The 19,807-nt window shown below is 69.8% G+C and carries 20 protein-coding genes; 4 read left to right on the top strand and 16 right to left on the bottom strand.

The window, feature by feature from the left end:
* Positions 1–304 precede the first annotated feature (304 nt).
* Positions 305–1,858, top strand: a complete 1,554-nt coding sequence (locus IE145_RS22340; RefSeq protein ID WP_189527225.1) for a CBS domain-containing protein — start codon at positions 305–307, stop codon at positions 1,856–1,858.
* 343 nt (positions 1,859–2,201) lie between these two features.
* Here the strand turns inward: IE145_RS22340 and IE145_RS33455 are convergent, their stop codons facing one another.
* The 6 genes from IE145_RS33455 to IE145_RS22310 all read right to left on the bottom strand — a co-directional run bounded on the left by IE145_RS33455 (position 2,202) and on the right by IE145_RS22310 (position 8,342).
* Positions 2,202–2,444: a transposase gene (locus IE145_RS33455; protein ID WP_229825738.1), complete on the bottom strand. Its 243-nt coding sequence runs from the start codon at positions 2,442–2,444 to the stop codon at positions 2,202–2,204.
* Positions 2,445–2,471: 27 nt separating this feature from the next.
* Positions 2,472–2,993, bottom strand: a complete 522-nt coding sequence (locus IE145_RS22330) for a hypothetical protein (protein WP_229825736.1) — start codon at positions 2,991–2,993, stop codon at positions 2,472–2,474.
* Positions 2,994–2,998: 5 nt separating this feature from the next.
* Positions 2,999–3,337, bottom strand: a complete 339-nt coding sequence (locus tag IE145_RS33980; RefSeq protein WP_189527228.1) for a DNA/RNA non-specific endonuclease — start codon at positions 3,335–3,337, stop codon at positions 2,999–3,001.
* A gap of 617 nt (positions 3,338–3,954) precedes the next feature.
* Positions 3,955–4,398: an RHS repeat-associated core domain-containing protein gene (locus IE145_RS33975; protein WP_189527224.1), complete on the bottom strand. Its 444-nt coding sequence runs from the start codon at positions 4,396–4,398 to the stop codon at positions 3,955–3,957.
* A gap of 451 nt (positions 4,399–4,849) precedes the next feature.
* The gene (locus IE145_RS22315; protein ID WP_189527223.1) at positions 4,850–6,178 is read right to left on the bottom strand and encodes a class I SAM-dependent RNA methyltransferase; all 1,329 of its coding nucleotides are present in this window, start codon (positions 6,176–6,178) and stop codon (positions 4,850–4,852) included.
* 115 nt (positions 6,179–6,293) lie between these two features.
* Positions 6,294–8,342: an APC family permease gene (locus IE145_RS22310; RefSeq protein ID WP_189527222.1), complete on the bottom strand. Its 2,049-nt coding sequence runs from the start codon at positions 8,340–8,342 to the stop codon at positions 6,294–6,296.
* Between the two features lie 322 nt (positions 8,343–8,664).
* Between IE145_RS22310 and IE145_RS22305 the strand changes: the two genes are divergently transcribed.
* Complete coding sequence (locus IE145_RS22305; RefSeq protein WP_073220605.1) at positions 8,665–9,333, top strand: potassium channel family protein; 669 nt, start codon at positions 8,665–8,667, stop codon at positions 9,331–9,333.
* Positions 9,333–10,010: a potassium channel family protein gene (locus IE145_RS22300; protein WP_069736849.1), complete on the top strand. Its 678-nt coding sequence runs from the start codon at positions 9,333–9,335 to the stop codon at positions 10,008–10,010. Before IE145_RS22305 ends, IE145_RS22300 begins: the two co-directional genes overlap by 1 nt.
* A 67-nt stretch (positions 10,011–10,077) precedes the next feature.
* Here IE145_RS22300 and IE145_RS22295 read toward each other — a convergent pair whose 3' ends face one another.
* The 8 genes from IE145_RS22295 to IE145_RS22260 all read right to left on the bottom strand — a co-directional run bounded on the left by IE145_RS22295 (position 10,078) and on the right by IE145_RS22260 (position 17,682).
* The gene (locus IE145_RS22295) at positions 10,078–10,866 is read right to left on the bottom strand and encodes a DUF3159 domain-containing protein (protein WP_189527221.1); all 789 of its coding nucleotides are present in this window, start codon (positions 10,864–10,866) and stop codon (positions 10,078–10,080) included.
* A 3-nt stretch (positions 10,867–10,869) separates the two neighbouring features.
* The gene (locus IE145_RS22290) at positions 10,870–11,295 is read right to left on the bottom strand and encodes an OB-fold nucleic acid binding domain-containing protein (protein ID WP_189527220.1); all 426 of its coding nucleotides are present in this window, start codon (positions 11,293–11,295) and stop codon (positions 10,870–10,872) included.
* A 76-nt stretch (positions 11,296–11,371) separates the two neighbouring features.
* The gene (locus IE145_RS22285) at positions 11,372–12,067 is read right to left on the bottom strand and encodes a response regulator (protein WP_189527219.1); all 696 of its coding nucleotides are present in this window, start codon (positions 12,065–12,067) and stop codon (positions 11,372–11,374) included.
* Between the two features lie 103 nt (positions 12,068–12,170).
* On the bottom strand, positions 12,171–14,714 hold the full coding sequence (locus tag IE145_RS22280; protein ID WP_189527218.1) for a DUF4118 domain-containing protein: 2,544 nt from the start codon (positions 14,712–14,714) through the stop codon (positions 12,171–12,173).
* 182 nt (positions 14,715–14,896) lie between these two features.
* Positions 14,897–15,631: an ABC transporter ATP-binding protein gene (locus IE145_RS22275; protein WP_189527217.1), complete on the bottom strand. Its 735-nt coding sequence runs from the start codon at positions 15,629–15,631 to the stop codon at positions 14,897–14,899.
* A 164-nt stretch (positions 15,632–15,795) separates the two neighbouring features.
* Positions 15,796–16,569, bottom strand: coding sequence for a DUF3710 domain-containing protein (locus tag IE145_RS22270; RefSeq protein WP_189527216.1), 774 nt, complete (start codon positions 16,567–16,569; stop codon positions 15,796–15,798).
* Position 16,570: 1 nt separating this feature from the next.
* Complete coding sequence (gene dut / locus IE145_RS22265; RefSeq protein ID WP_065481399.1) at positions 16,571–17,101, bottom strand: dUTP diphosphatase; 531 nt, start codon at positions 17,099–17,101, stop codon at positions 16,571–16,573.
* Entirely contained in the window at positions 17,098–17,682 is a 585-nt protein-coding gene (locus IE145_RS22260; RefSeq protein ID WP_006128162.1) for a PaaI family thioesterase, read from the bottom strand. The genes dut and IE145_RS22260 overlap by 4 nt, the downstream gene beginning before the upstream one ends.
* Before the next feature lie 58 nt (positions 17,683–17,740).
* Here IE145_RS22260 and IE145_RS22255 point away from each other — a divergent pair, with 58 nt between their 5' ends.
* On the top strand, positions 17,741–18,199 hold the full coding sequence (locus IE145_RS22255) for a DUF3093 domain-containing protein (RefSeq protein WP_189527215.1): 459 nt from the start codon (positions 17,741–17,743) through the stop codon (positions 18,197–18,199).
* A gap of 27 nt (positions 18,200–18,226) precedes the next feature.
* Here the strand turns inward: IE145_RS22255 and IE145_RS22250 are convergent, their stop codons facing one another.
* Together IE145_RS22250 and IE145_RS22245 are read right to left on the bottom strand one after the other, a co-directional pair.
* Entirely contained in the window at positions 18,227–19,189 is a 963-nt protein-coding gene (locus IE145_RS22250; RefSeq protein WP_189527214.1) for a hypothetical protein, read from the bottom strand.
* Between the two features lie 13 nt (positions 19,190–19,202).
* Complete coding sequence (locus IE145_RS22245; protein WP_003965732.1) at positions 19,203–19,499, bottom strand: DUF4193 domain-containing protein; 297 nt, start codon at positions 19,497–19,499, stop codon at positions 19,203–19,205.
* Positions 19,500–19,807 lie beyond the last annotated feature (308 nt).

Below are 19,807 nucleotides of genomic sequence, written 5' to 3'. Positions count from 1 at the left end.
CCAGCATCGCCTGCACCCTCATCTGCTACCGCAGGCTCACCAAATGAGATGACTTCTAAGCACCTACCCCATCTCGTGTAGCGCCGAGTAATAGCCTGCAGACACCGAGCCGCTTGTTGGAACCAGCGAGGGGTGACACGGCGCCAGCGTTACGGAAAAGGCGTTCGGACGCAGGTTTCCCGATCATGTCGCCAGTGAATACGACAGCCGAAAAGAATCGCCCGAGTGTTCGACCTCGGAGCATTGTCAGTGCCGTGTCCTAGCGTGAGTTCCGGTTGAGCGGATGATGTTGGGAGGGCTCTCAGTGTTCTTTGGCGAGTCGTCTGCCGCGTACGAAAGCATCACGTCGCGGATGAAGGCCCTGGCCGTGGTGCGGCCATTATTGGCGCTCGACGACAGTCCGGCGAAGCGGGAGCGGGGCTGGGAGGGGTACCGGCTGGCCGAACTCGCGCTGGCAGCCATCGACTTCGTGACGCTGCGGATAGGGGCGCGGACGGCAGTTCGGCAGGAAGCCGTCGTGGAACAGGTTGCTGAGTCTGCAGTGCTGCAGGTTCCCGGGCGGGCGGGTACCGAGTATCGGGAAGTCGCGCGCTGGCTGGTGGAGCGGATGATCAACACCGAGAGACACGACCGGTGCTTTCGGCACGAGATCGGGAGCGTGACAGGCGACGGCTTCGTCGTCAGGGAGTTTCCGTTTCAGATCCTCAAAGACGTGCCGGACGAAGCCGGGCAGGCGGCGCTGACAGTCACTGATGCGGCCATCACCGTGCTCGTCCATGCGGTCGATGTGGACATCGCGTCCGAGCAGATTGCGGCGGAGGCCAAGTTGGCCGCGTTGCTAAAACGCGCGCGGATCGGTGAAGCGTGGCAGGCCGCCCGCACCGCCCATGTGCAAAGCATCCGGTATGCGAAGGAACTGCTGGACCGCATGGAGGAGATGAAACGCAACGTACGGGCCATCGGCTGGGAGGCGGATCTTGAGGGCCCGCTGACGGAGGCACAGGAGCACGTTGAGGAGAGGTCTCGGGCGGAGACTCAGCTCAAGGCGCAGGTGGCGCAGCTACTCGAGGTCACAGAAGAGGAACACAAGCGGCAGCAGTTGGAGGCTCTGGATGCGCTGATCGAGGATTGTCTGCAGCGGCACTTGATGCTCATCGACATGCTGCTCAGGGTGGTTCCTGAGTTCCGGCGCCAGCAGGACCGGCAGATCTTCGTACCACCCGTGGTCCATACACGGGTGCATGTGCGCAGCCAGCTCCTGGAGCCGGCGCTCGAGCTCAGTATCGGGGACAGCGAGCGGCCCCTGGAGGCGTTCGTGCGCGGGGTGCTCGGTCCGGTCCGCCCGCGGGTGATGTACCTGCCGGACTACTTCGAGGCCCTCACACGGATTCCGGAACAGGCCGAGGTTGAGCTGGTCGCGGTGGGCGCATCGAACGACTGGGAAGAAACGTCCGATCCACCGAGATTCGACGACGCGCAGCATGCATGGGTGAACAGGCTGCTTTCGGCCGTCCCTGTGGAAGGCGTGCGACTGTCTCGGTTACTCGAGCGTGCCCGCGAGTGGAGCGAGGGCAGAGGGCCTGGTGACGACACTGACCATCTGCTGGCTATGGAGACCGCGCATCGGTTTCGGCATGTTCCGGTCGCCGAGCTGGCGCGCGGTGAGGAAGCCGTCACTGTCGTGGACGACGGGACTGGGTTGGACGACCCGGCTTTCGGTGGCAGCGACTTCCTGCTGTTGCCGGCCGTGGGCGAACCGGCCTCCGACAACGTTGATGCGGCCCCCGATACGCGACCGCCCCTTTCGCCAGAATTTGTTACCCGCGCCACGAATGACGATCTGGAGCCGAGTGCATGACGCAGTACGACGATGTTGCCGCAGCAGCCCGGATGGTGGCTCTGGCTATGACACGAGGGAAATCCCCAGCGCGTTCTGGAGAGTATGCCCGCCTCGTGCGGCGGTTCGAAACGGAACCGGGCTTCAACCAGCTGGTGCGGAAGGTCGCGCAGGGTTTTGACCTCACAGTCCAGGAGGTGCGCCCGCAGGCGGGGCTGGTCCTTGCCGCGGATCAGCGGCTTGAGGGCCTGGCTGTCGTGAGTGTTCGCTCCGGACACGGCGACGGCCAGGGGGATGCCCTGTGCCTCGGACAGCACGTGCAGTTTGCTGCCCTTCTTGCCGCCATCGACCGGGTTCGGCCCGGTCAGCGAACCCTCCTTTTCGCCCGCACCGAGGCGGCGTCGACGATCGCGGAGGTCCAGTCGAGCTCGCCCCGGGCGCCGAGCTCGTCCAGGACCGCCCGGTGCAGACCACGCCACAGCCCCGCCTTCGTCCACGCGGTGAACCGGCGGTGCGCGGTGGCGGGCGAGACACCGAACGTCTGCGGCAGATGCCGCCATGCGCACCCGCTGGTCAGGACGTCCACCACCGTTGTGAACACAGTCACGGACGGCAATCACCCGATTGACCCCGCTCAGATCAGCGGCGATCCCTCAGCACTTGCCCAGTCGAACCCAACGCGCGGCCAACCGCGGGGGAACTCCCCCCGGGCCAGAGCCTGCAGGAACTCTGTGACTCCCCCCGGGAAGATCTGCACCTCCGGGCATTGTCGGAACGAGACAGCTACAGACCAATCGAGGTTGTCAGCCGAAGGCGGAACCAGCAGACAGATGTCGCCATTGAAGTCGTGATAGGCCCATGGCAGAAATCCACCCATCCCGGAACTCTCGCTGGGGGCCACGTCGGATGCGCCTTCTTCACCCGCGAGGAAGGTCTGGCGCTCCTCTTGCATCACCTTCAAAAGAGGGTCGGCCCCCTCCGGATGGGCGATGAACAGATGCCTGAAGACTACAGCGTCCCCATAGCCGTCTACGAACCGCTTGTAGTCGCGGGGCAGCTCAAGACCAGCCCAAAATTCAATCTCTCGCCACGACTCAGGGCTCGCAGGACGGAATCTCTCCGGCGGACCGAACACCCCAGGACTCACATTCGCCACATCAATCACCTCGCATAGATCTCAGAAGAACATACCGCCGGTCCGGAGACCGCGGCGTTCTTGATGTAGCAGTCAACGTCCAAGCCTTGGTTCCCCAACGCCTGTATGTGAATCAGGTCAGGAATCCCCGTCGGCCTCGCGGGATAGATCGGGGTGACCTCGTAGTGCACCGTCTGGCCTCCAGCGATCTGGTTCGCGATCTTTGTCTCGATACCCCTCATGATGTTGGAGTTCGCATCCCGGTGCAGCGGCACCAGGTTCCGCAGGTCCGAACCGGATCCGCCGAACTGACAGCCCGCCAGGTGACCTCGCGCTTTGGCGCGAGGCGCGCAGTGAGGTTCCAGTAGTCAGCGGGATAAGGAACGACTGTGGCGCCTGTCTCACAGTCCGGCTTCCATTTCGTGATCGTCTTGGTTCCGTCCATCGCGTCCTCAGGAGACGAGAAGTCCGCGGTGATCCCGGTGGCGCGGCATCCGTCATTGCCAGGCCGGAATCGCTCCCGAGGCATGTAAGTGATGTTGCCGCTCACGTTCTCCCCCGCCTGGTCGTCACAATCCTCCGAGCGCGACGCATCTCCACCAGGATTGCGCGCCTCACTCAGGAACGGGTCCGGCAACTCCTCCTGGGCACGATCAGGTGTGTATTGGCCGCCGTCGAGGAGGTCGAGCAGGGCCTCGACTGTGTAGACCGCACTCCATCCCTTGCCTGCCCCCCCCACTTCGCAGCATTGGGATTCCAGTCGGGCTTGGGCGCTGGCCGAGTCGGTGCCGGCTTGGCGTTTGGCCCGCGATTGGGGTTCTGAGGAGGGCGTGGGGCGGGCGGGCGGGTGGTGACGGTTCCTTGGGGTGCCCTGTTCGTGGTCCCTGTGCAGGAAGAGCAGCTGTATGCGCAGCGGCCTCCGTTGCCCGGCCGTGTGGTGTTGGCAACCGGCCTGGTGCGTATCGGGCCCCGCGCGGTCGGCTTAACGGGTCGGGATGGTGGGTCTGGAGGGCCTGGCCGGACGGGCTCGGCCGGCGCCGCACCGACTGCTGTTGCAGAGGTCCGTGCGGGGGTCGCGGTAGGAGGTTTTGGCTCGTGTCTTGGACTTCGACTTGGACTTGGGCCGTGTGGCTTTGCTGCCGCCTCCGCCGCCCCTGGATCCGCCTCCGCGGAGGAAGACGCTTCCGCCGCCGCAGGCACACGCGCGGTTGTGGCCGGTGGGGTCGGTGCCGTTGACGGGGTCTGAGTTGGCGTATACGTGGCGGTTGGCCTGGGCTGCCGGGCTGGGGCCGAGGAGCCAGGTGTCTCTGGAGGTGAAGGCTCCGCTTCCCGGCTGGTACCAGCGGGCCGCCATGTTGACGTCCCCGTTGCCGGGGTCGGTCCAGCCGGACTGATAGCCGAGTGCCGGAGCCCGGGTCGAGGCCATGCCCCCAGGCCAGACCCAGACCGAAGCCGAAGCCTGGATCGACTGGGCAGCAGCCCGCGTCGAGCGCCTCGACCCACTGAACACACCGCCCCGGTTGCCCGACATTCCCAAGCCACGCCCCGACGACCTGAAGCCCTTCCTCGGGCACTGGAGCCCCTACAGTCCCACCTACTGACGCCCGCTCCGCCACACGCCCGGTCCGCCGAAGTACGGCAGCAGCGCGCCTGCCACCGCAACCAGCGGCGGGCCCCGTAACCCGGCGGAATCCTCTTCAAGCTCCCGCAAAACCAGCCCACGGCAGCGCGCCTCCCAGCCAACGTGACCTGCACGATCAGCCAGGCGACGCCCCATCAGAACGAGCGTCAAATGAGCGTCACGAGCGTCATTTCAGCGTCAAGATATCGCCTGTAACGCCCACACCGCACATAACGCGCACGGGAGAAACCGCAGGTCAGGAGCCCTTCGCGACCGGTTCAAGGATGGCAACGCACTCCACATGATGCGTCATCGGAAACAGATCGAACGCCCGCAGCGTCCGCACCCGGTACCCGCCCTCCCGGAAGTACGCCAGGTCCCGGGCCAGGGCCGCCGGGTCGCAGGCCACGTAGGCGATCTTGCGGGCGCCCAGGCCCGACAGGTGCTTGACGACCTGCTTGCCCGCGCCCGCGCGCGGCGGGTCCAGGACGATCAGGTCGCACTCCGTGATGCCCGTGCGGGGCAGGACCTGGTCGACCTTGCCGTGTTCGATGCGGACCCGGTCCAAGTCCTTCAGGTTGTGGCGGGCGTCCTCGACCGCGCGCTTGCCGGACTCGATGCCGAGGACCGCGCCCTTCTCGCCGAGGCGCTGGCCGATGGCGCCGGCGAAGAGGCCGACGCCGCAGTAGAGGTCGAGGGCGGTGTCGTTCTTGCGGGGCAGCAGCCCCTGCATGACCGCGCGGACCAGGGTGTTGGCCGCCTGCGGGTGGACCTGCCAGAAGCCGCCGGAGCCGACGCGGTACGTGCGGTCGTCGGCGCGCTCGCGGACGAAGGCGCGGCCGTGGACGCGGTGGACCCCGCCGTCCTTCTCGTCGACGCGGAGTACCGAGACCGGCTTGTCCAGCTCGACCAGAGGGAGCCGGCCGCCGGGCTTCGGGGTGAGGATGACCTGGCGGTCGTTCGAGCCGGTGGCGGTGATGGCCTCCACCGCGGCGATCTGCGGCCATTCGCGCTTCTCGACGCCGAGTTCGGAGACCCCGGGCGCCGCGATCAGGCAGTGGTCGATCGGCTGGACGTCGTGCGAGCGGTGCTTCCTCAGGCCCGCGCGGCCCTCGGCGTCGATGGCGTACTGGACGCGCGTGCGCCAGGCCGGCACCTCGCCCGCGGGCAGCTTGTCGCCGTCGGCCGGCATCACCGTGCCGTCCCAGCCGGCCTCCTCGGGGGTCAGGCCCGCCAGGCGCCGGAGCTGCTCAGCGATCACCTCGCCCTTGAGGCGGCGCTGTGCGCCCGGCTTCGCGTGCTGCCAGTCGCAGCCGCCGCACATGCCGGGACCGGCGTACGGGCAGGGCGCCTCGACCCGGTCCTTGGACGGTTCGAGGATGCGTACCGCGTCGGCGCGCAGGAAGCGGGAGTCGGTGTCGCCGTCCGTCACCTTGGCGATGACCTTCTCGCCGGGCAGCGTGTGGCGGACGAAGAGCACCTGGTTCTCGGCGGTGCGGGCGATGCAGTGGCCGCCGTGTGCGACGGGCCCGACCTCGACCTCGTACTCCTCCCCGACCAGCGACGACGTGGGTTCGTTCTGCATGAGGGGAGGCTCCAGGGAGAAAGGGGGCAAGCGGTCGCGCGTACGGCCGGACAACAGCCCATCAGTCTACGTGGACATGGCCGTGGTGCTTACCACGAGACGCCCGCCACGCCCGTCAGCCCTTGCGGTTCGGCTCCTTGTGCCCCCGCTCCACCGGGCCCCTGCGCACCGAACCCGGAGCGTTCCAGTCCGCGCGCCTGCGGGCCCGCTGCTTCGCCGCCTCCGAGGACTGGAGCTGGTACGGGACCGAGGTGACCATGACCCCGGGCGTGAAGAGCAGCCGGCCTTTCAGGCGCAGGGCGCTCTGGTTGTGCAGCAGGTGCTCGTACCAGTGCCCGACCACGTACTCGGGGATGTAGACGCTGATCACGTCGCGCGGGCTCTCGCGGCGCAGGCCCTTCACGTACTCGATGACCGGGCGGGTCACCTCGCGGTAGGGCGAGTCGAGGATCTTGAGCGGGACGTTGATGGCCCGCCGCTCCCAGTCCTCGCGCAGCGCCTTCGTCTCGTCCGGGTCGACGCTGATCGAGAGCGCCTCCAGCTGGTCGGCACGGATCAGCTGGGCGTAGGCGAGGGCGCGGAGCGTGGGGCGGTGGAGCTTGGAGACGAGGACGATGGCGTGGACGCGGGAGGGGCGCACGCTCTCGTCGGCGGGGGTCTCGTCGGCGGCGATCTCGTCGGCGACCCGGTCGTAGTGCTTCCGGATCGCGGTCATCGTGCCGTAGAAGATGACCATGCCGAGCAGGGCCACCCAGGCGCCGTGGGTGAACTTGGTGGCGAGGACGATCACCAGGACGACACCGCAGAAGAAGGCGCCGAAGGCGTTGATGGCGCGGGAGCGGATCATGTGGCGGCGCCGGGCCTGGTCCCGTTCGTCGGCCAGCAGGCGGTTCCAGTGCCGCACCATGCCGGTCTGGCTGAGGGTGAAGGAGACGAAGACCCCGACGATGTAGAGCTGGATCAGGTGCGTGGAGTCGGCGCCGTAGATCCAGACGAGCAGGATCGCGGCTCCGGCCAGCAGCACGATGCCGTTGGAGAAGGCGAGGCGGTCGCCGCGGGTGTGGAGCTGGCGCGGCAGGTAGCGGTCCTGGGCGAGGATCGAGCCGAGCAGCGGGAAGCCGTTGTACGCGGTGTTCGCGGCCAGGAAGAGGACCAGGGCGGTGGCTGCCGCGAGGGCCACGAAGAGGAAGGAGCCGTCGCCGAAGACCGCCTCGGCGACCTGGGCGATGACCGGGTCCTGGGTGAAGCCCGCGCCGACCGGGACGCCGTCGCGGATCAGGTCCACGGCGGGGTTCTCGGCCATCTTGACGTCGGTGGCCAGGGCCAGGCCGATGATGCCGCAGAACATGGTGACGGCGAGCAGGCCCATCATGGCCAGGGTGGTCGCGGCGTTCCTGCTCTTCGGCTTCCGGAAGGCGGGCACCCCGTTGCTGATCGCCTCGACCCCGGTCAGCGCGGCGCAGCCCGAGGAGAAGGCCCGCAGGAGGAGGAAGACGAGGGCGAACCCCGCCAGTCCCTCGTGCTCGGGCTTGATCACCAGGTCGGAGGTGGGGGCGTGCATCGTGTCGCCGAGGATCAGTCCGCGGAAGGCACCCCACAGGATCATGAGGAAGACGCCGGCCACGAAGAGATAGGTGGGGACGGCGAAGAGCCTCCCGGACTCCTTCACTCCGCGCAGGTTCATCAGGGTGAGCAGGACGATGGCGCCTATGGCGCAGAACGTCTTGTGCTCGATGACGAAGGGGATCGCGGAGCCGAGGTTCTCGACGCCGGAGGAGATCGACACGGCGACGGTGAGGACGTAGTCGACGAGCAGGGCGCTGGCGACGGTCAGTCCGGCCTTGGGGCCGAGGTTGGTGGTCGCGACCTCGTAGTCGCCTCCGCCGCTCGGGTAGGCGCGGACGTTCTGCCGGTAGGAGGCGACGACCGTGAACATGAGGACGACGACCGCGACGGCGATCCAGGGGCTGAAGTGGTACGCCGACACGCCCGCGATGGACAGCACGAGGAGGACTTCTCCCGGTGCGTACGCCACCGAGGACAACGGGTCGGACGCGAAGACGGGCAGTGCGATGCGCTTGGGGAGCAGGGTCTCCCCGAGCTTGTCGCTGCGCAGCGCGCGGCCGATCAGGATCCGTTTGGGCAGGTCGGTCAGTTTGGACACGCTGAGGATCGTAAGCGGAGCCCGTGGCCGGAAAGCACGCCCTTTCGACGTGGCCCCGCAATCTCCTGCGGTCGGAGGAGAGCGCCTCCGTATTCTTTAACGAGATCCTTGCGCCTGTTCTCCCTGTTTTGCTTTCCCTTTACCGGAGTTCGCGAGGATGCGGAGACGCGGATGAGGGCTTGACTTCCCCGGCGCTTAAGCTCGTCCTCGGGCCACACCGCGGGTGTGTGCCCCGTTGTTTGCCCAGCAAGCCGAGAGAGAAGTGTGAGCAGCGTGTTTTCGCAGGTCAGCCGGATGACCAGGACGGCGGGGTAGGCGCACAGTGCACATCGTCATCATGGGCTGCGGGCGCGTCGGTGCCGCTCTCGCACAGACCCTGGAACAGCAGGGGCACACCGTCGCGGTGATCGACCAGGACCCGACGGCGTTCCGTCGTCTCGGGTCCGGATTCGGCGGTCGCCGGGTCACCGGGGTGGGTTTCGACCAGGACACCCTCCGCGAGGCGGGGATCGAGGACGCCGGGGCGTTCGCCGCGGTCAGCAGCGGCGACAACTCCAACATCATCGCGGCCCGGGTGGCCCGCGAGATGTTCTCCATCGAGAACGTCGCGGCGCGCATCTACGACCCCCGGCGCGCCGAGGTCTACCAGCGCCTCGGCATCCCCACGGTGGCGACGGTGCGCTGGACGGCGGACCAGATGCTGCGGCGGCTGCTGCCGTCGGGCGCGGAGCCGCTGTGGCGCGATCCGAGCGGGGGTGTGCAGCTCGCCGAGGTGCACACGACGCCGTCCTGGATCGGCCACAAGATCAGCACGCTCCAGGAGGAGACGGGGGTGCGGGTGGCCTTCCTCACCCGGTTGGGCGAGGCCATACTGCCGACCTCGCAGACCGTTCTCCAGGAAGGCGACCTGGTCCACGTGATGATGCGTACGGACGAGATCGCCCAGGTCGAAGAGGCCTTCGCCCAGGGTCCCGAGGAAGGCGGTCACTGATGCGTGTGTCGATTGCCGGAGCGGGCGCGGTGGGCCGTTCCATCGCCGCCGAGCTGCTGGAGAACGGGCACGAGGTGCTGCTGATCGACAAGGCGCCGACCGCCATTTCGGTGGAGCGGGTCCCGATGGCCGAGTGGCTGCTCGCGGACGCCTGTGAGATCACGTCGCTGGACGAGGCAGCACTGCAGCGGTGCAACGTGGTGATCGCCGCGACCGGGGACGACAAGGTGAACCTGGTCGTCTCGCTGCTCGCCAAGACCGAGTACGGCGTACCGCGTGTGGTGGCCCGGGTGAACAACCCGAAGAACGAGTGGCTGTTCAACGAGTCCTGGGGGGTGGACGTCGCCGTCTCGACGCCGCGTCTGATGTCGGCCCTGGTCGAGGAGGCGGTGAGCGTCGGCGATCTGGTCCGGCTGCTGCGCTTCAGCCACGGCGACGCCAACCTGGTGGAGCTGACGCTGCCGCCGGAGTCGGCGCTGGCCGGTATCCGCGTCGGGGACGTGGCCTGGCCCTCCGACACCTCGCTGGTGACGATCATCCGGGGTACACGGGTGCTGACGCCGAGCCCCGAGGAGTCCCTGGAGGCCGGTGACGAGCTGCTGTTCGTGGCCGCCCAGGCGCGGGAGGAGCAGTTGGAGGACCTGCTGTCGGTCCGGCGGAGTCCGGAGGAGAGCTGAGCCGGCGACCATGCGAAGGGGCCCGGAACCGCTGAGCGGTTCCGGGCCCCTTCCCGTGCGGTGTGTGTCAGGCCTCCGGGTCGCGGAGGGCCGCCGCCGCGGCCTTGCGCTCCTTCTCGGCCCGTTCCTCCGCCTCCATCTCGGCGAAGACGTCGATGGGCGGCGGCGCCTTCGCGAGGAAGATCCAGGTCAGATAGACCGCGAGCAGGAACGGCGGGATCTTCAGCGCGATGAGCACCCAGCCGAACTGGGTGGTGTCGGCCCACCAGTAGAGCGGGAAGAGGATCGCGCACTTGGCCAGCAGGATGAAGCCCCAGGCGTAGCTGGCCTTGGTGTACGCCTTCTTCCGGCCCGGGTTACGGGTCCGCCAGGAGAGGTTCTCCTTGAAGACCGGGCCGAGGATCAGACCGATCAGGGGTACGCCGCCGGCGGCGGTGGCGATGTAGGCGATCGAGAGGCCGAGGGTGTAGAGCATGCCCGGCAGATAGAAGTCCTTGGCCTCGCCCGTCATCTTCGCGAAGAGGACGCCGAAGGCCACCCCGAAGACGCCGCTGAAGGCGTGCTTGACGGTGTCCCGGCGGATCAGCCGGACGACGACGAGGGCCAGGGAGACCGCCAGGGCCGCGATGGCCGAGGCGTTGAGGTTCTTGTTGATGGTGAAGATCGTGACGAAGAGCAGCCCGGGGAGGACTGTCTCCACCATGCCGCGCACCCCGCCGAAGGCCTCGAAGAGGGCGGCCTCGGTGACGGCCTTCGACTCCGCGTCCTGCTGGGCGGCGTGCCTCCCGCCGGTGTGCAGCGGGTCGGTGCCGTGGGTCTGGTCCGTGTCGGACGTCGGCTTGTCGAGAGACGTCACCGGCTACTCCTTGCCGAGCGGTCGGAGTTCGTATGTGGGGTTGAACAGCACCCGGCGGCCGTGGCTCATGGCGACCCGCCCCGAGGCGATGATCCGGCGGCCGGGCTCGATGCCGGCGATGGAGCGACGGCCGAGCCAGACCACGTCCAGCGGCTCGGTGCCGTCGAAGAGCTCCGCCTCCAGGGCGGGCACTCCGGCCCGGGGGCGGAGGGTGACGGTCCGCAACGTACCAGCCACCTTCACGATCTGCCGGTCGGAGCACTCGGAGATCCGGGTGCAGCCGGTGGCCTGCGCGTCCTCCCGAAGCTCCTTGGACTCCAGGTCCTCCTGGGAGCTGGAGAGCCGGTCGAGCATACGGCGGAAGCGCCCGGAAGGCTTCGCCGCCTTCCCGGCCTTCCCGGCTTTCTCGGATCGGGGAACAGCACTCATACCCGAAGGGTACCGGTCCTGCGAGCGCCGCACGCAGGACCGCGATGACCACCCGAAAGTGTGAGCCGGTGCGGGGTCAGTCGCGCTCGAAGCGGTAGCCCATGCCCGGTTCGGTGACGAAGTGGCGGGGGTGCGAGGGGTCCGCCTCCAGTTTGCGGCGCAGCTGGGCCATGTAGACCCGCAGGTAGTTGGTCTCGGTGCCGTAGGAGGGGCCCCAGACCTCCTGGAGGAGCTGCTTCTGGCTGACCAGGCGGCCGCTGTTGCGGACGAGAACCTCCAGCAGGTGCCATTCGGTGGGGGTGAGGCGTACGTCGCGGCCGGCCCGGTGCACCTTCTTCGCCGCCAGGTCGACGGTGAACCCGGCGGTCTCGACGACGGCGATGCCCTCGGCGCCGGCCTCCTGGCCGACCGGTTCCGCCCGGCGTACCGAGGCGCGCAGCCGGGCCAGCAGCTCGTCCATGCCGAACGGTTTGGTGACGTAGTCGTCGGCCCCGGCGTCCAGCGCCTCCACCTTCTCGTCGGAGGTCTGGCGGGCGGAGAGAACGAGGATCGGGACCCGGGTCCAGCCGCGCAGCCCCCTGATCACCTCCACCCCGTCCATATCGGGAAGGCCGAGGTCGAGGAGGACGACGTCGGGGTGGCGGGCGGCGGCGAGCTGGAGGGCGGTCGCCCCGTCGGGCGCGGCGTCGACCTCGTACTGGCGGGCCTTCAGGTTGATCACGAGGGCGCGGACGATCTGCGGCTCGTCGTCGACCACAAGCACCCTGGTCATCGCGGACCTGCCTTTCTGCTGTACGGGCTGCACGGACGGTACGGGCTGTACGGGGAGGGAGTGGGGAGCGCGTGAGAGCGGGCGGCCTGCGCCCGGAGTCGGGTCACGAGGTGACCCGGGCGGGCAGCTCGGGATCGGCCCGGACCCCGCCCGGCGCCGCGGCCAGCGTCAGGACCATGGTCAGCCCGCCGCCCGGGGTGTCCTCGGCGTCCAGCGTGCCGCCCATGGCCTCGGCGAAGCCCCGGGAGACGGCGAGGCCGAGCCCCACTCCGGCCCCGCGCGGGGCGTCCCCGTACCGCTGGAAGGGCTCGAAGATGCGGTCCTTGGCCTCGTCGGGCACGCCCCGGCCCCGGTCGACCACCCGCAGCTCGACCCGGCCGCCGAGCGCGCTGGCGGCCACGGTGACGGGCTCCCCGCCGGGGTGGTACTTGACGGCGTTCTCGACGATGTTGGCGACGACCCGCTCCAGGAGCCCGGGGTCGACGGCGACCATCGGCAGGGTCTCGGGGATGTCGAGGTCGACGCTGCCCTCGGGGACACCGCCGAGCGCCATGGGGACCACCTCGTCGAGGTCGATCTCGCGGATCAGGGGGGTCACCGTGCCGGTCTGGAGGCGGGACATGTCCAGCAGGTTGCCGACGAGGTGGTCCAGCCGGTCGGCGCCGTCCTCGATGCCCTCCAGGAGCTCCGCCTCGTCCTCGTCGGACCAGGCGACGTCGTCGGAGCGCAGCGAGCTGACGGCGGCCTTGATGGCGGCCAGCGGGGTGCGCAGATCGTGGCTGACGGCGGCGAGCAGTGCGGTCCTGATCCGGTTGCCCTCGGCGAGCCTGCGGGCCTGCTCGGCCTCCCAGACCAGGCGTTGGCGGTCCAGGACGACGGCGGCCTGGGCGGCGAACGCGCCGAGCACCCGGCGGTCCTCGGCGGGCAGCACCCGGCCGGAGAGGGCGAGGGCCAGGTTGTCGCCGACCGGCATGTCCACGTCGGCGTCGTCGGGGCGGGTGACCGGGGCGGGGCCGACGGATCCGGCGCAGGTCCACGGCTCCACGTCGCTGCTGCGCTCCAGCAGGGCGACGGATTCCATGGCGAAGGTCTCGCGGACCCGTTCCAGCAGGGCGTGCAGCGCGGTCTCGCCGCGCAGCACGCTGCCGGCGAGGAAGGAGAGGATCTCCGATTCGGCGCGCAGCCGGGCGGCCTGGTGGGTGCGCCGGGCCGCGAGGTCGACCACGGAGGAGACCGCCACCGCCACCGCGAAGAAGATCACGATGGCGACGAGGTTCTCCGGGTCCTGGACGGTCAGGGTGTGGGTGGGCGGGGTGAACCAGTAGTTCAGCAGCAGGCTGCCGACTGCCACCGAGGCGAGCGCGGGCCGCAGCCCGCCGAGCAGGGCGGCGGCCACCGTCAGGAAGAGGAAGAGCAGGACGTCGTTGGCGAGCCCCGGGGCGTCCTCCATGGAGCGCAGGACGACCGCGAGCAGCACGGGGCCGACGACGCCGACGAGCCAGCCCCAGATGATCCGGGCGCGGCCGAGCCGGGCACCGCGGGCGAGGGGCAGACCGCGCCCCTTGGCGACCTCTTCATGGGTGACGATGTGGACGTCGAGATCGGGGCCGGAATCACGGGCGACGGTCACACCGACCCCGGGGCCGTAGATGTACTGCCAGGTCTTGCGGCGGCTGGAGCCCAGCACGATCTGGGTGGCGTTGACGCCGCGGGCGAACTCCAGCAGGGCGGCCGGGATGTCGTCGCCGATGACGTGGTGGAAGGTGCCGCCGAGGTCCTCGACCAGGGTGCGCTGGACGGCCAGCTCCTTGGGGGAGGCGGCGGTCAGGCCGTCGCTGCGGGCGATGTAGACGGCGAGGATCTCGCTGCCGGAGCCCTTGGCGGCCATCCGGGAGGCGCGGCGGATGAGGGTGCGGCCCTCGGGCCCCCCGGTCAGCCCGACGACGATGCGTTCGCGGGCCTGCCAGGTGGAGCGGATGTTGTGCTCGCCCCGGTACTGCTGGAGGTACTCGTCGACCCGGTCGGCGGTCCACAGCAGGGCCAGCTCGCGCAGGGCGGTGAGGTTGCCGGGGCGGAAGTAGTTGGAGAGGGCGGCGTCCATCTTGTCGGGCTGGTAGATGTTGCCGTGCGCCATGCGGCGGCGCAGTGCCTGGGGCGACATGTCGACCAGCTCGATCTGGTCGGCCCGGCGGACCACCTCGTCGGGGACGGTCTCGCGCTGCCGGACGCCGGTGATCGACTCGACGACGTCGCCGAGCGATTCCAGGTGCTGGATGTTGACCGTGGATATGACGTCGATCCCGGCCTTGAGCAGCTCTTCGACGTCCTGCCAGCGCTTGGCGTTGCGGGAGCCGGGGACGTTGGTGTGGGCCAGTTCGTCGACCAGGGCCACGGCCGGGGCGCGTTCCAGGACGGCGTCGACGTCCATCTCGGTGAAGAGGGCGCCGCGGTGGTTGATCTCGCTGCGGTGGATCTGTTCGAGACCGTGCAGCAGCACTTCGGTGCGCGGCCGGGCGTGGTGCTCCACGAAGGCCACCACGCAGTCGGTGCCGCGCGCGACCCTGCGGTGCGCCTCGGAGAGCATCGCGTACGTCTTGCCGACGCCCGGTGCCGCGCCCAGGTAGATCCGGAGTGTGCCGCGTCCCATGGCCCCATTGTCTTCTTCCGTCCGGCCCGGTCGTGCGCAGGGCCGGTGGCGCGCCCGGTGCGGCTGCCGCCATCGACGCTACTCCGCCGCGGGCCGTGGTCCGGTCCCGGGAGTGCAGGTGAGGGGCGTATTGACGGAACTCTGATGCCCGCCCGAAGGGCCCGGAGGGCGAGGCCGCGGGCTCAGACCTGTTCGACGATATGGCCGTCGCTCAGCTCCAGGACCCGGTCGGCGAGGCCCAGCAGCTGGGGGTCGTGGGTGGCGACGAGGGCGGTGACGTTCTCGCCGCGGACGACCGCGCGGAGCAGTTCCATCACGGCGAGTCCGGTCTCGGCGTCGAGCTGTCCGGTGGGTTCGTCGGCGATCAGGAGGGCGGGGCGGTTCGCGAGGGCGCGGGCGATGGCGACGCGCTGCTGCTGGCCGCCGGAGAGCTCGCCGGGGCGCTGCTCGGCGTGGTCGGCGAGGCCGACGAGGGAGAGCAGCAGGGCGACCCTCTCGTCGCGCTCGGCCGGGTCGGCCCTGCGCAGCCGCAGCGGTACGCCGACGTTCTCCGCGGCGGTCAGGATCGGGATGAGGCCGAAGGACTGGAAGATGAAGCCGACCCGGTCCCGGCGCAGCTCCAGCAGGCCCTTCTCGCCGAGGCCGGCCAGCTCGGTGCCGTCGACGGTGATCCGGCCGCTGTCGGGGGTGTCCAGTCCGCCGACCAGGTTGAGCAGGGTGGTCTTGCCGGAGCCGGAGCGGCCCTTGAGCGCGACCAGCTCGCCGCGCGGGATCTCGAACGAGACGCCGCGCAGGGCGTGGACGGCCGCCGCTCCGCTGCCGTACGACCGGTGCAGCTCCTCGACCGTGACCATGGCGCTGCGGGCCGGGTCCTCGGCGAGGGCCGTGCCGGACTGCCCGCTGGTGCTCTCGGTCATGCTGCTCCCCCGTCGTGTTCACGTGCCCGCGTCGTCGCCCGCCAAGTATGTGTGTACGGCACACGGCCGGGCAATGGCCGGGGCCGGTACGCACGACGGCCGGTGGGCCGCACCCGGGAAGGGGTGCGGCCCACCGGCCGTCGCCATGGGTACCGCGAGGTCCGCTAGCGGACCTCGGTGATCTCGGGGCCGCGCTGGAGCTGGCCCATGCCACCGGAGAACCGGGAGCTCTCCTGGTCCTCCTGCTGCACGCCCTCGGGGACCATCTGGGCGTCGTCGGGGAGCTTGAGGACGATCGGGTCGCGGGGGGCCATCGGGCCGTCGCCGCGGACGACCACGGTGTCCCGGAAGATCGTCTCCAGCAGTCCGGCGGCCTCCGGCTGGACGGCGCCCTGGCCGGAGATCACTCCGCGCAGGAACCAGCGGGGGCCGTCGACGCCGACGAAGCGCACGAGCTGCACCCCGCCCGTGCCGTCCGGGAGCTGTACGGGGACCTGCGCGCGCAGCTCCCAGCCCAGCGGGCCCTCGACCTCGTCGATGATGCCGCCCTGCTGGGTGATGCCCGAGGCGATCTCCTCGCGGACCTCGCCCCAGATGCCCTCCTTCTTGGGGGCGGCGAAGGCCTGGAGCTGGATCGCGCTGTCGCGCAGCACCACGGTGGCGGCGACGATCGCGTCCCCGGCCACCTCGACGCGCAGTTCCATGCCCTCGACCCCGGGGACGAAGATGCCGCCCAGGTCGACCCGGCCCTCGCCGGGCTGGGAGACCTCGGAGCTGTCCCAGGGTCCGTCCGGCCGGGGGGCCGGCGGAAGATTCACCCGACGCGTGCCGGTGCCGGCCTCGTCGGATGCGCCTGACTCGTCGGCGACCTGCTCGGCCTCGCGCACCTCGTCCGCCGTGTCCTCGGCGGAACCACTCTTCTTGCGACGTCCGAACACGTCACTGTCCTTCCCGGTCGGATACGACCGAAGCGTAGCTGTTCCCACCGTGGGTGATCTGGCCCTCGGCGCCGTCCACCGACGCGTGGCCGCCGGTGGACCCGAAGCCCCCTTCGGCCCGCGCCGAGCCGGGAAGTTCCGCCACCTCGTGGAAGCGGACCTTCTCGACCTGCTGGACAACCAGTTGGGCAATCCGGTCGAACCGTTCGAATCGCACGCTCTCGCGTGGATCGAGGTTGACCACGATCACCTTGATCTCCCCACGGTACCCGGCATCAACCGTCCCTGGGGCATTCACGAGGGCCACTCCGCAGCGGGCTGCGAGGCCGGAGCGCGGGTGCACGAACGCGGCGTACCCGTCGGGCAGGGCGATCGAGACCCCGGTGGGCAGCACCACGCGCTCGCCGGGGGCGAGTTCGGCGGCCTCGGTGGTCACCAGATCGGCACCGGCGTCGCCCGGGTGGCCGTACGCCGGAATCGGCACGTCCGGGTCGGTCAGGCGGATCAGTACGTCGACGGGGCTGCGGGTCACGGGTTCACCTCGAAGGCGCGGGCGCGCCGGACCTGGTCGGGGTCGGACATGGCCGCCCGGATCTCGGCGGGCCGGCCGTTGTCGATGAAGTGGTCGACCTTGACCTCGATGAAGAGGGCGTCGGCGCGGACCGCGACGGGGCCTTCGGGGCCGCCGATCCGGCCGGTGGCGGTGGAGTAGATCTTCCGCCCGTGCACGGCGGTGATCCGGGCGTCGAGGTGCAGCACGGTGTCCACGGGGACGGGGCGGACGAAGTCGGTCTCCAGCCGTCCGGTCACCGCGATCGTGCGCAGCAGCCAGTTCAGCGAGCCGAGGGTCTCGTCCAGCGCCGTGGCGAGCACGCCGCCGTGGGCCAGTCCGGGGGCGCCCTGGTGGGCGGGCTGCACGGTGAACTCGGCGGTGACGCTCACGCCCTCACCGGCGCGCGCCATCAGGTGCAGTCCGTGGGGCTGTCCCCCGCCGCAGCCGAAGCAGTGTTCGTAGTGCGCCCCGAGGAGCTCGCCGGGGGCGGGCGCGTCGGGGTGCCGGACCGGCGCGACGGCGTCGGCCGGGGGTGTCAGAGCTGCTGATGTTCCACTCACAGGCGCAGACCTTACCCGCGCGGCGGTGTGCCGGTCGCGCCGTGCCAAGCTTGGTGCCATGCAGCCTTCCGCACCGCCCTTCGACGAACGTCTCACCGCGCCCCGCTCCTGGTGGTTCATCGCCTTCGGGATCGGGGTCGCCTGCGGCTTGATGCTGCTGCCGCTGGGCACGTTGCCGCTGCTCGCGGGGCTGGTCGGCGGTACGGCCGCGGCGGCCCTGGCGGTGAGCGGTTACGGCTCGGCCCGGATCCGGGTGGTGGCGGGGTCCCTGGTCGCCGGCGACGCCCGGATTCCGCTGTCGGCGCTCGGCGAGCCCGAGGTGCTGGACGCCGAGGAGGCGCGGGCCTGGCGCACGCACAAGGCGGACGCCCGGGCCTTCATGCTGCTGCGCGGCTATGTGGAGACGGCGGTCCGGGTGGAGGTCACGGACCCGGAGGACCCGACTCCGTACATCTATCTCTCGACCCGGGATCCGCGGGGTCTGGCGGCGGCGCTGAGCGCCGTCACGACCGCCTGAGCCTTCGCCGGACCGGCTCAGGGGCCCTCAGGGGCCCTCGATCTCCTTGGGCAGCTCGGCCGGGTTCAGCGGCTGCTCCAGCGGCGGCAGCGCGGGCAGCCGGTCCCAGGGGATCTGCTGCTTGCGCAGGTCGTTCCTGATCCGGTCGGCGAGCTTGCGGGTGTCGCGGCGGTTCATCGTGGCGCCGACGGCGGCGCCGATCATGAACGGGATCAGGTTGGGCAGATTGCGCGCCATGCGCTTCATGATCTGCTGGCGCAGCTCACGCTTCATCTGGCCGCCGAGGGCGGCGTTGAGTGTGGTGGGCCGGGTGACGTCGATGCCGCGCTCCTCCGTCCACGACGTCAGATACGCGGTGCTGCGCTGTCCGAGATTGCCCGGGGGGCGAAGGCCGTAGACCTCGTGGAGCTCGGCGACGAGCTTCATCTCGATCGCGGCGACGCCGGTCACCTCCGCCGCCAGCTCGGCGAGCATCGCGGGGGGTACGGGCATCATCGCGGCGGCGCCGATACCGGCGCCGACGGTCGCGGTGCCCCGGCAGGCTCCCGTGACCAGCTTGTCGGCCAGCTCCTCGGGACCGAGCCCGGGGAACTGCCTGCGCAGGGTGGCGAGGTCGCGCACCGGCACGCGCGGGGCCGTGTCGATGATGCGGTCGGCCAGCTGTGCGGCCAGTGCCCTGGCGCTCTCCCCGCTCTTGCGTACGCCCCGTTTCACTGCGTGCAGGCGGCCCCCGGTCGTGGGATCCGCCCGGTCCTGCTCTTCCCGCTGCCCGGCCAGGTCCGGCAGTGCTGCCGCCCCGGCCACTTCGAGCGAGGCCGTTCGGCCTCGCTCGTCGTCGGAACCGCCGGAGTGGTCCGGCGGGACGGCGGACCGCTCGGCAGACGCGTGACCGCCTTCTGCCGGACCTGTGCCGCCGATACCGTCCTGCTGCGCCTCATGGCCGTGCCGACGCCAGGGGCGCCGCTTCCCGAACGGTGTCTCGCCTGCCACGGCCGACTCGACCTCAGTCGCAGTCGCGGCAGATGGGCTGACCGTTCTTCTCGCGGGCCAGCTGGCTGCGGTGGTGCACCAGGAAGCAGCTCATGCAGGTGAACTCGTCCGCCTGCTTGGGCAGCACCCGGACGGCCAGCTCCTCGTTGGAGAGGTCCGCGCCGGGCAGCTCCAGGCCCTCGGCGGCGTCGAACTCGTCGACGTCGACGGCGGAGGCCGTCTTGTCGCTCCGACGCGCCTTGAGCTCTTCGAGGCTGTCCTGGTCGACGTCGTCGTCGGTCTTGCGTGGGGTGTCGTAATCCGTTGCCATGTCGCTCTCCCCCTCTTGGGTGTCTAGGTGTCTCAGCGCACGTAACGCGTGAGAGGCCGGACTTGTGCCCGACCTGAGGCGGAGATTTTGCCTCACATCAAGGTCTGTTACTCAATCGACACCCAACCGGCCGCCTCGGCGAGGCTCGGCTTGGGTGGCGATGGGGACCGTACACGGTCCCGACTGTGCAGTTCACGGGAGCCACCCCGTGTACTTCCCGTGATAACGATCCCCGAAAACCCGGACGATTACCGGCTTTTCGACAGAGTCGCGATCACAGAGAGTGGATAACCGGAAAATCAGCTCTG

The organism is Streptomyces sindenensis, assembly GCF_014649035.1.
Classification (GTDB): Bacteria; Actinomycetota; Actinomycetes; order Streptomycetales; family Streptomycetaceae; genus Streptomyces; species Streptomyces sindenensis.
Note: the sequence above shows the minus strand (reverse complement) of the source record. Positions and strands in the feature narration are given on the sequence as shown.

Coding starts and splice junctions, on each gene's coding strand:
- IE145_RS22275 (WP_189527217.1), bottom strand. CDS start 15,631: ATGACCGAGAGCACCAGCGGGCAGTCCGGCACGGCCCTCGCCGAGGAC.
- IE145_RS33975 (WP_189527224.1), bottom strand. CDS start 4,398: ATGGCCTCGACCCGGGCTCCGGCACTCGGCTATCAGTCCGGCTGGACC.
- IE145_RS22300 (WP_069736849.1), top strand. CDS start 9,333: ATGCGTGTGTCGATTGCCGGAGCGGGCGCGGTGGGCCGTTCCATCGCC.
- IE145_RS22245 (WP_003965732.1), bottom strand. CDS start 19,499: ATGGCAACGGATTACGACACCCCACGCAAGACCGACGACGACGTCGAC.
- IE145_RS22285 (WP_189527219.1), bottom strand. CDS start 12,067: ATGACCAGGGTGCTTGTGGTCGACGACGAGCCGCAGATCGTCCGCGCC.
- IE145_RS22280 (WP_189527218.1), bottom strand. CDS start 14,714: ATGGGACGCGGCACACTCCGGATCTACCTGGGCGCGGCACCGGGCGTC.
- IE145_RS22255 (WP_189527215.1), top strand. CDS start 17,741: ATGCAGCCTTCCGCACCGCCCTTCGACGAACGTCTCACCGCGCCCCGC.
- IE145_RS22315 (WP_189527223.1), bottom strand. CDS start 6,178: ATGCAGAACGAACCCACGTCGTCGCTGGTCGGGGAGGAGTACGAGGTC.
- IE145_RS22290 (WP_189527220.1), bottom strand. CDS start 11,295: ATGAGTGCTGTTCCCCGATCCGAGAAAGCCGGGAAGGCCGGGAAGGCG.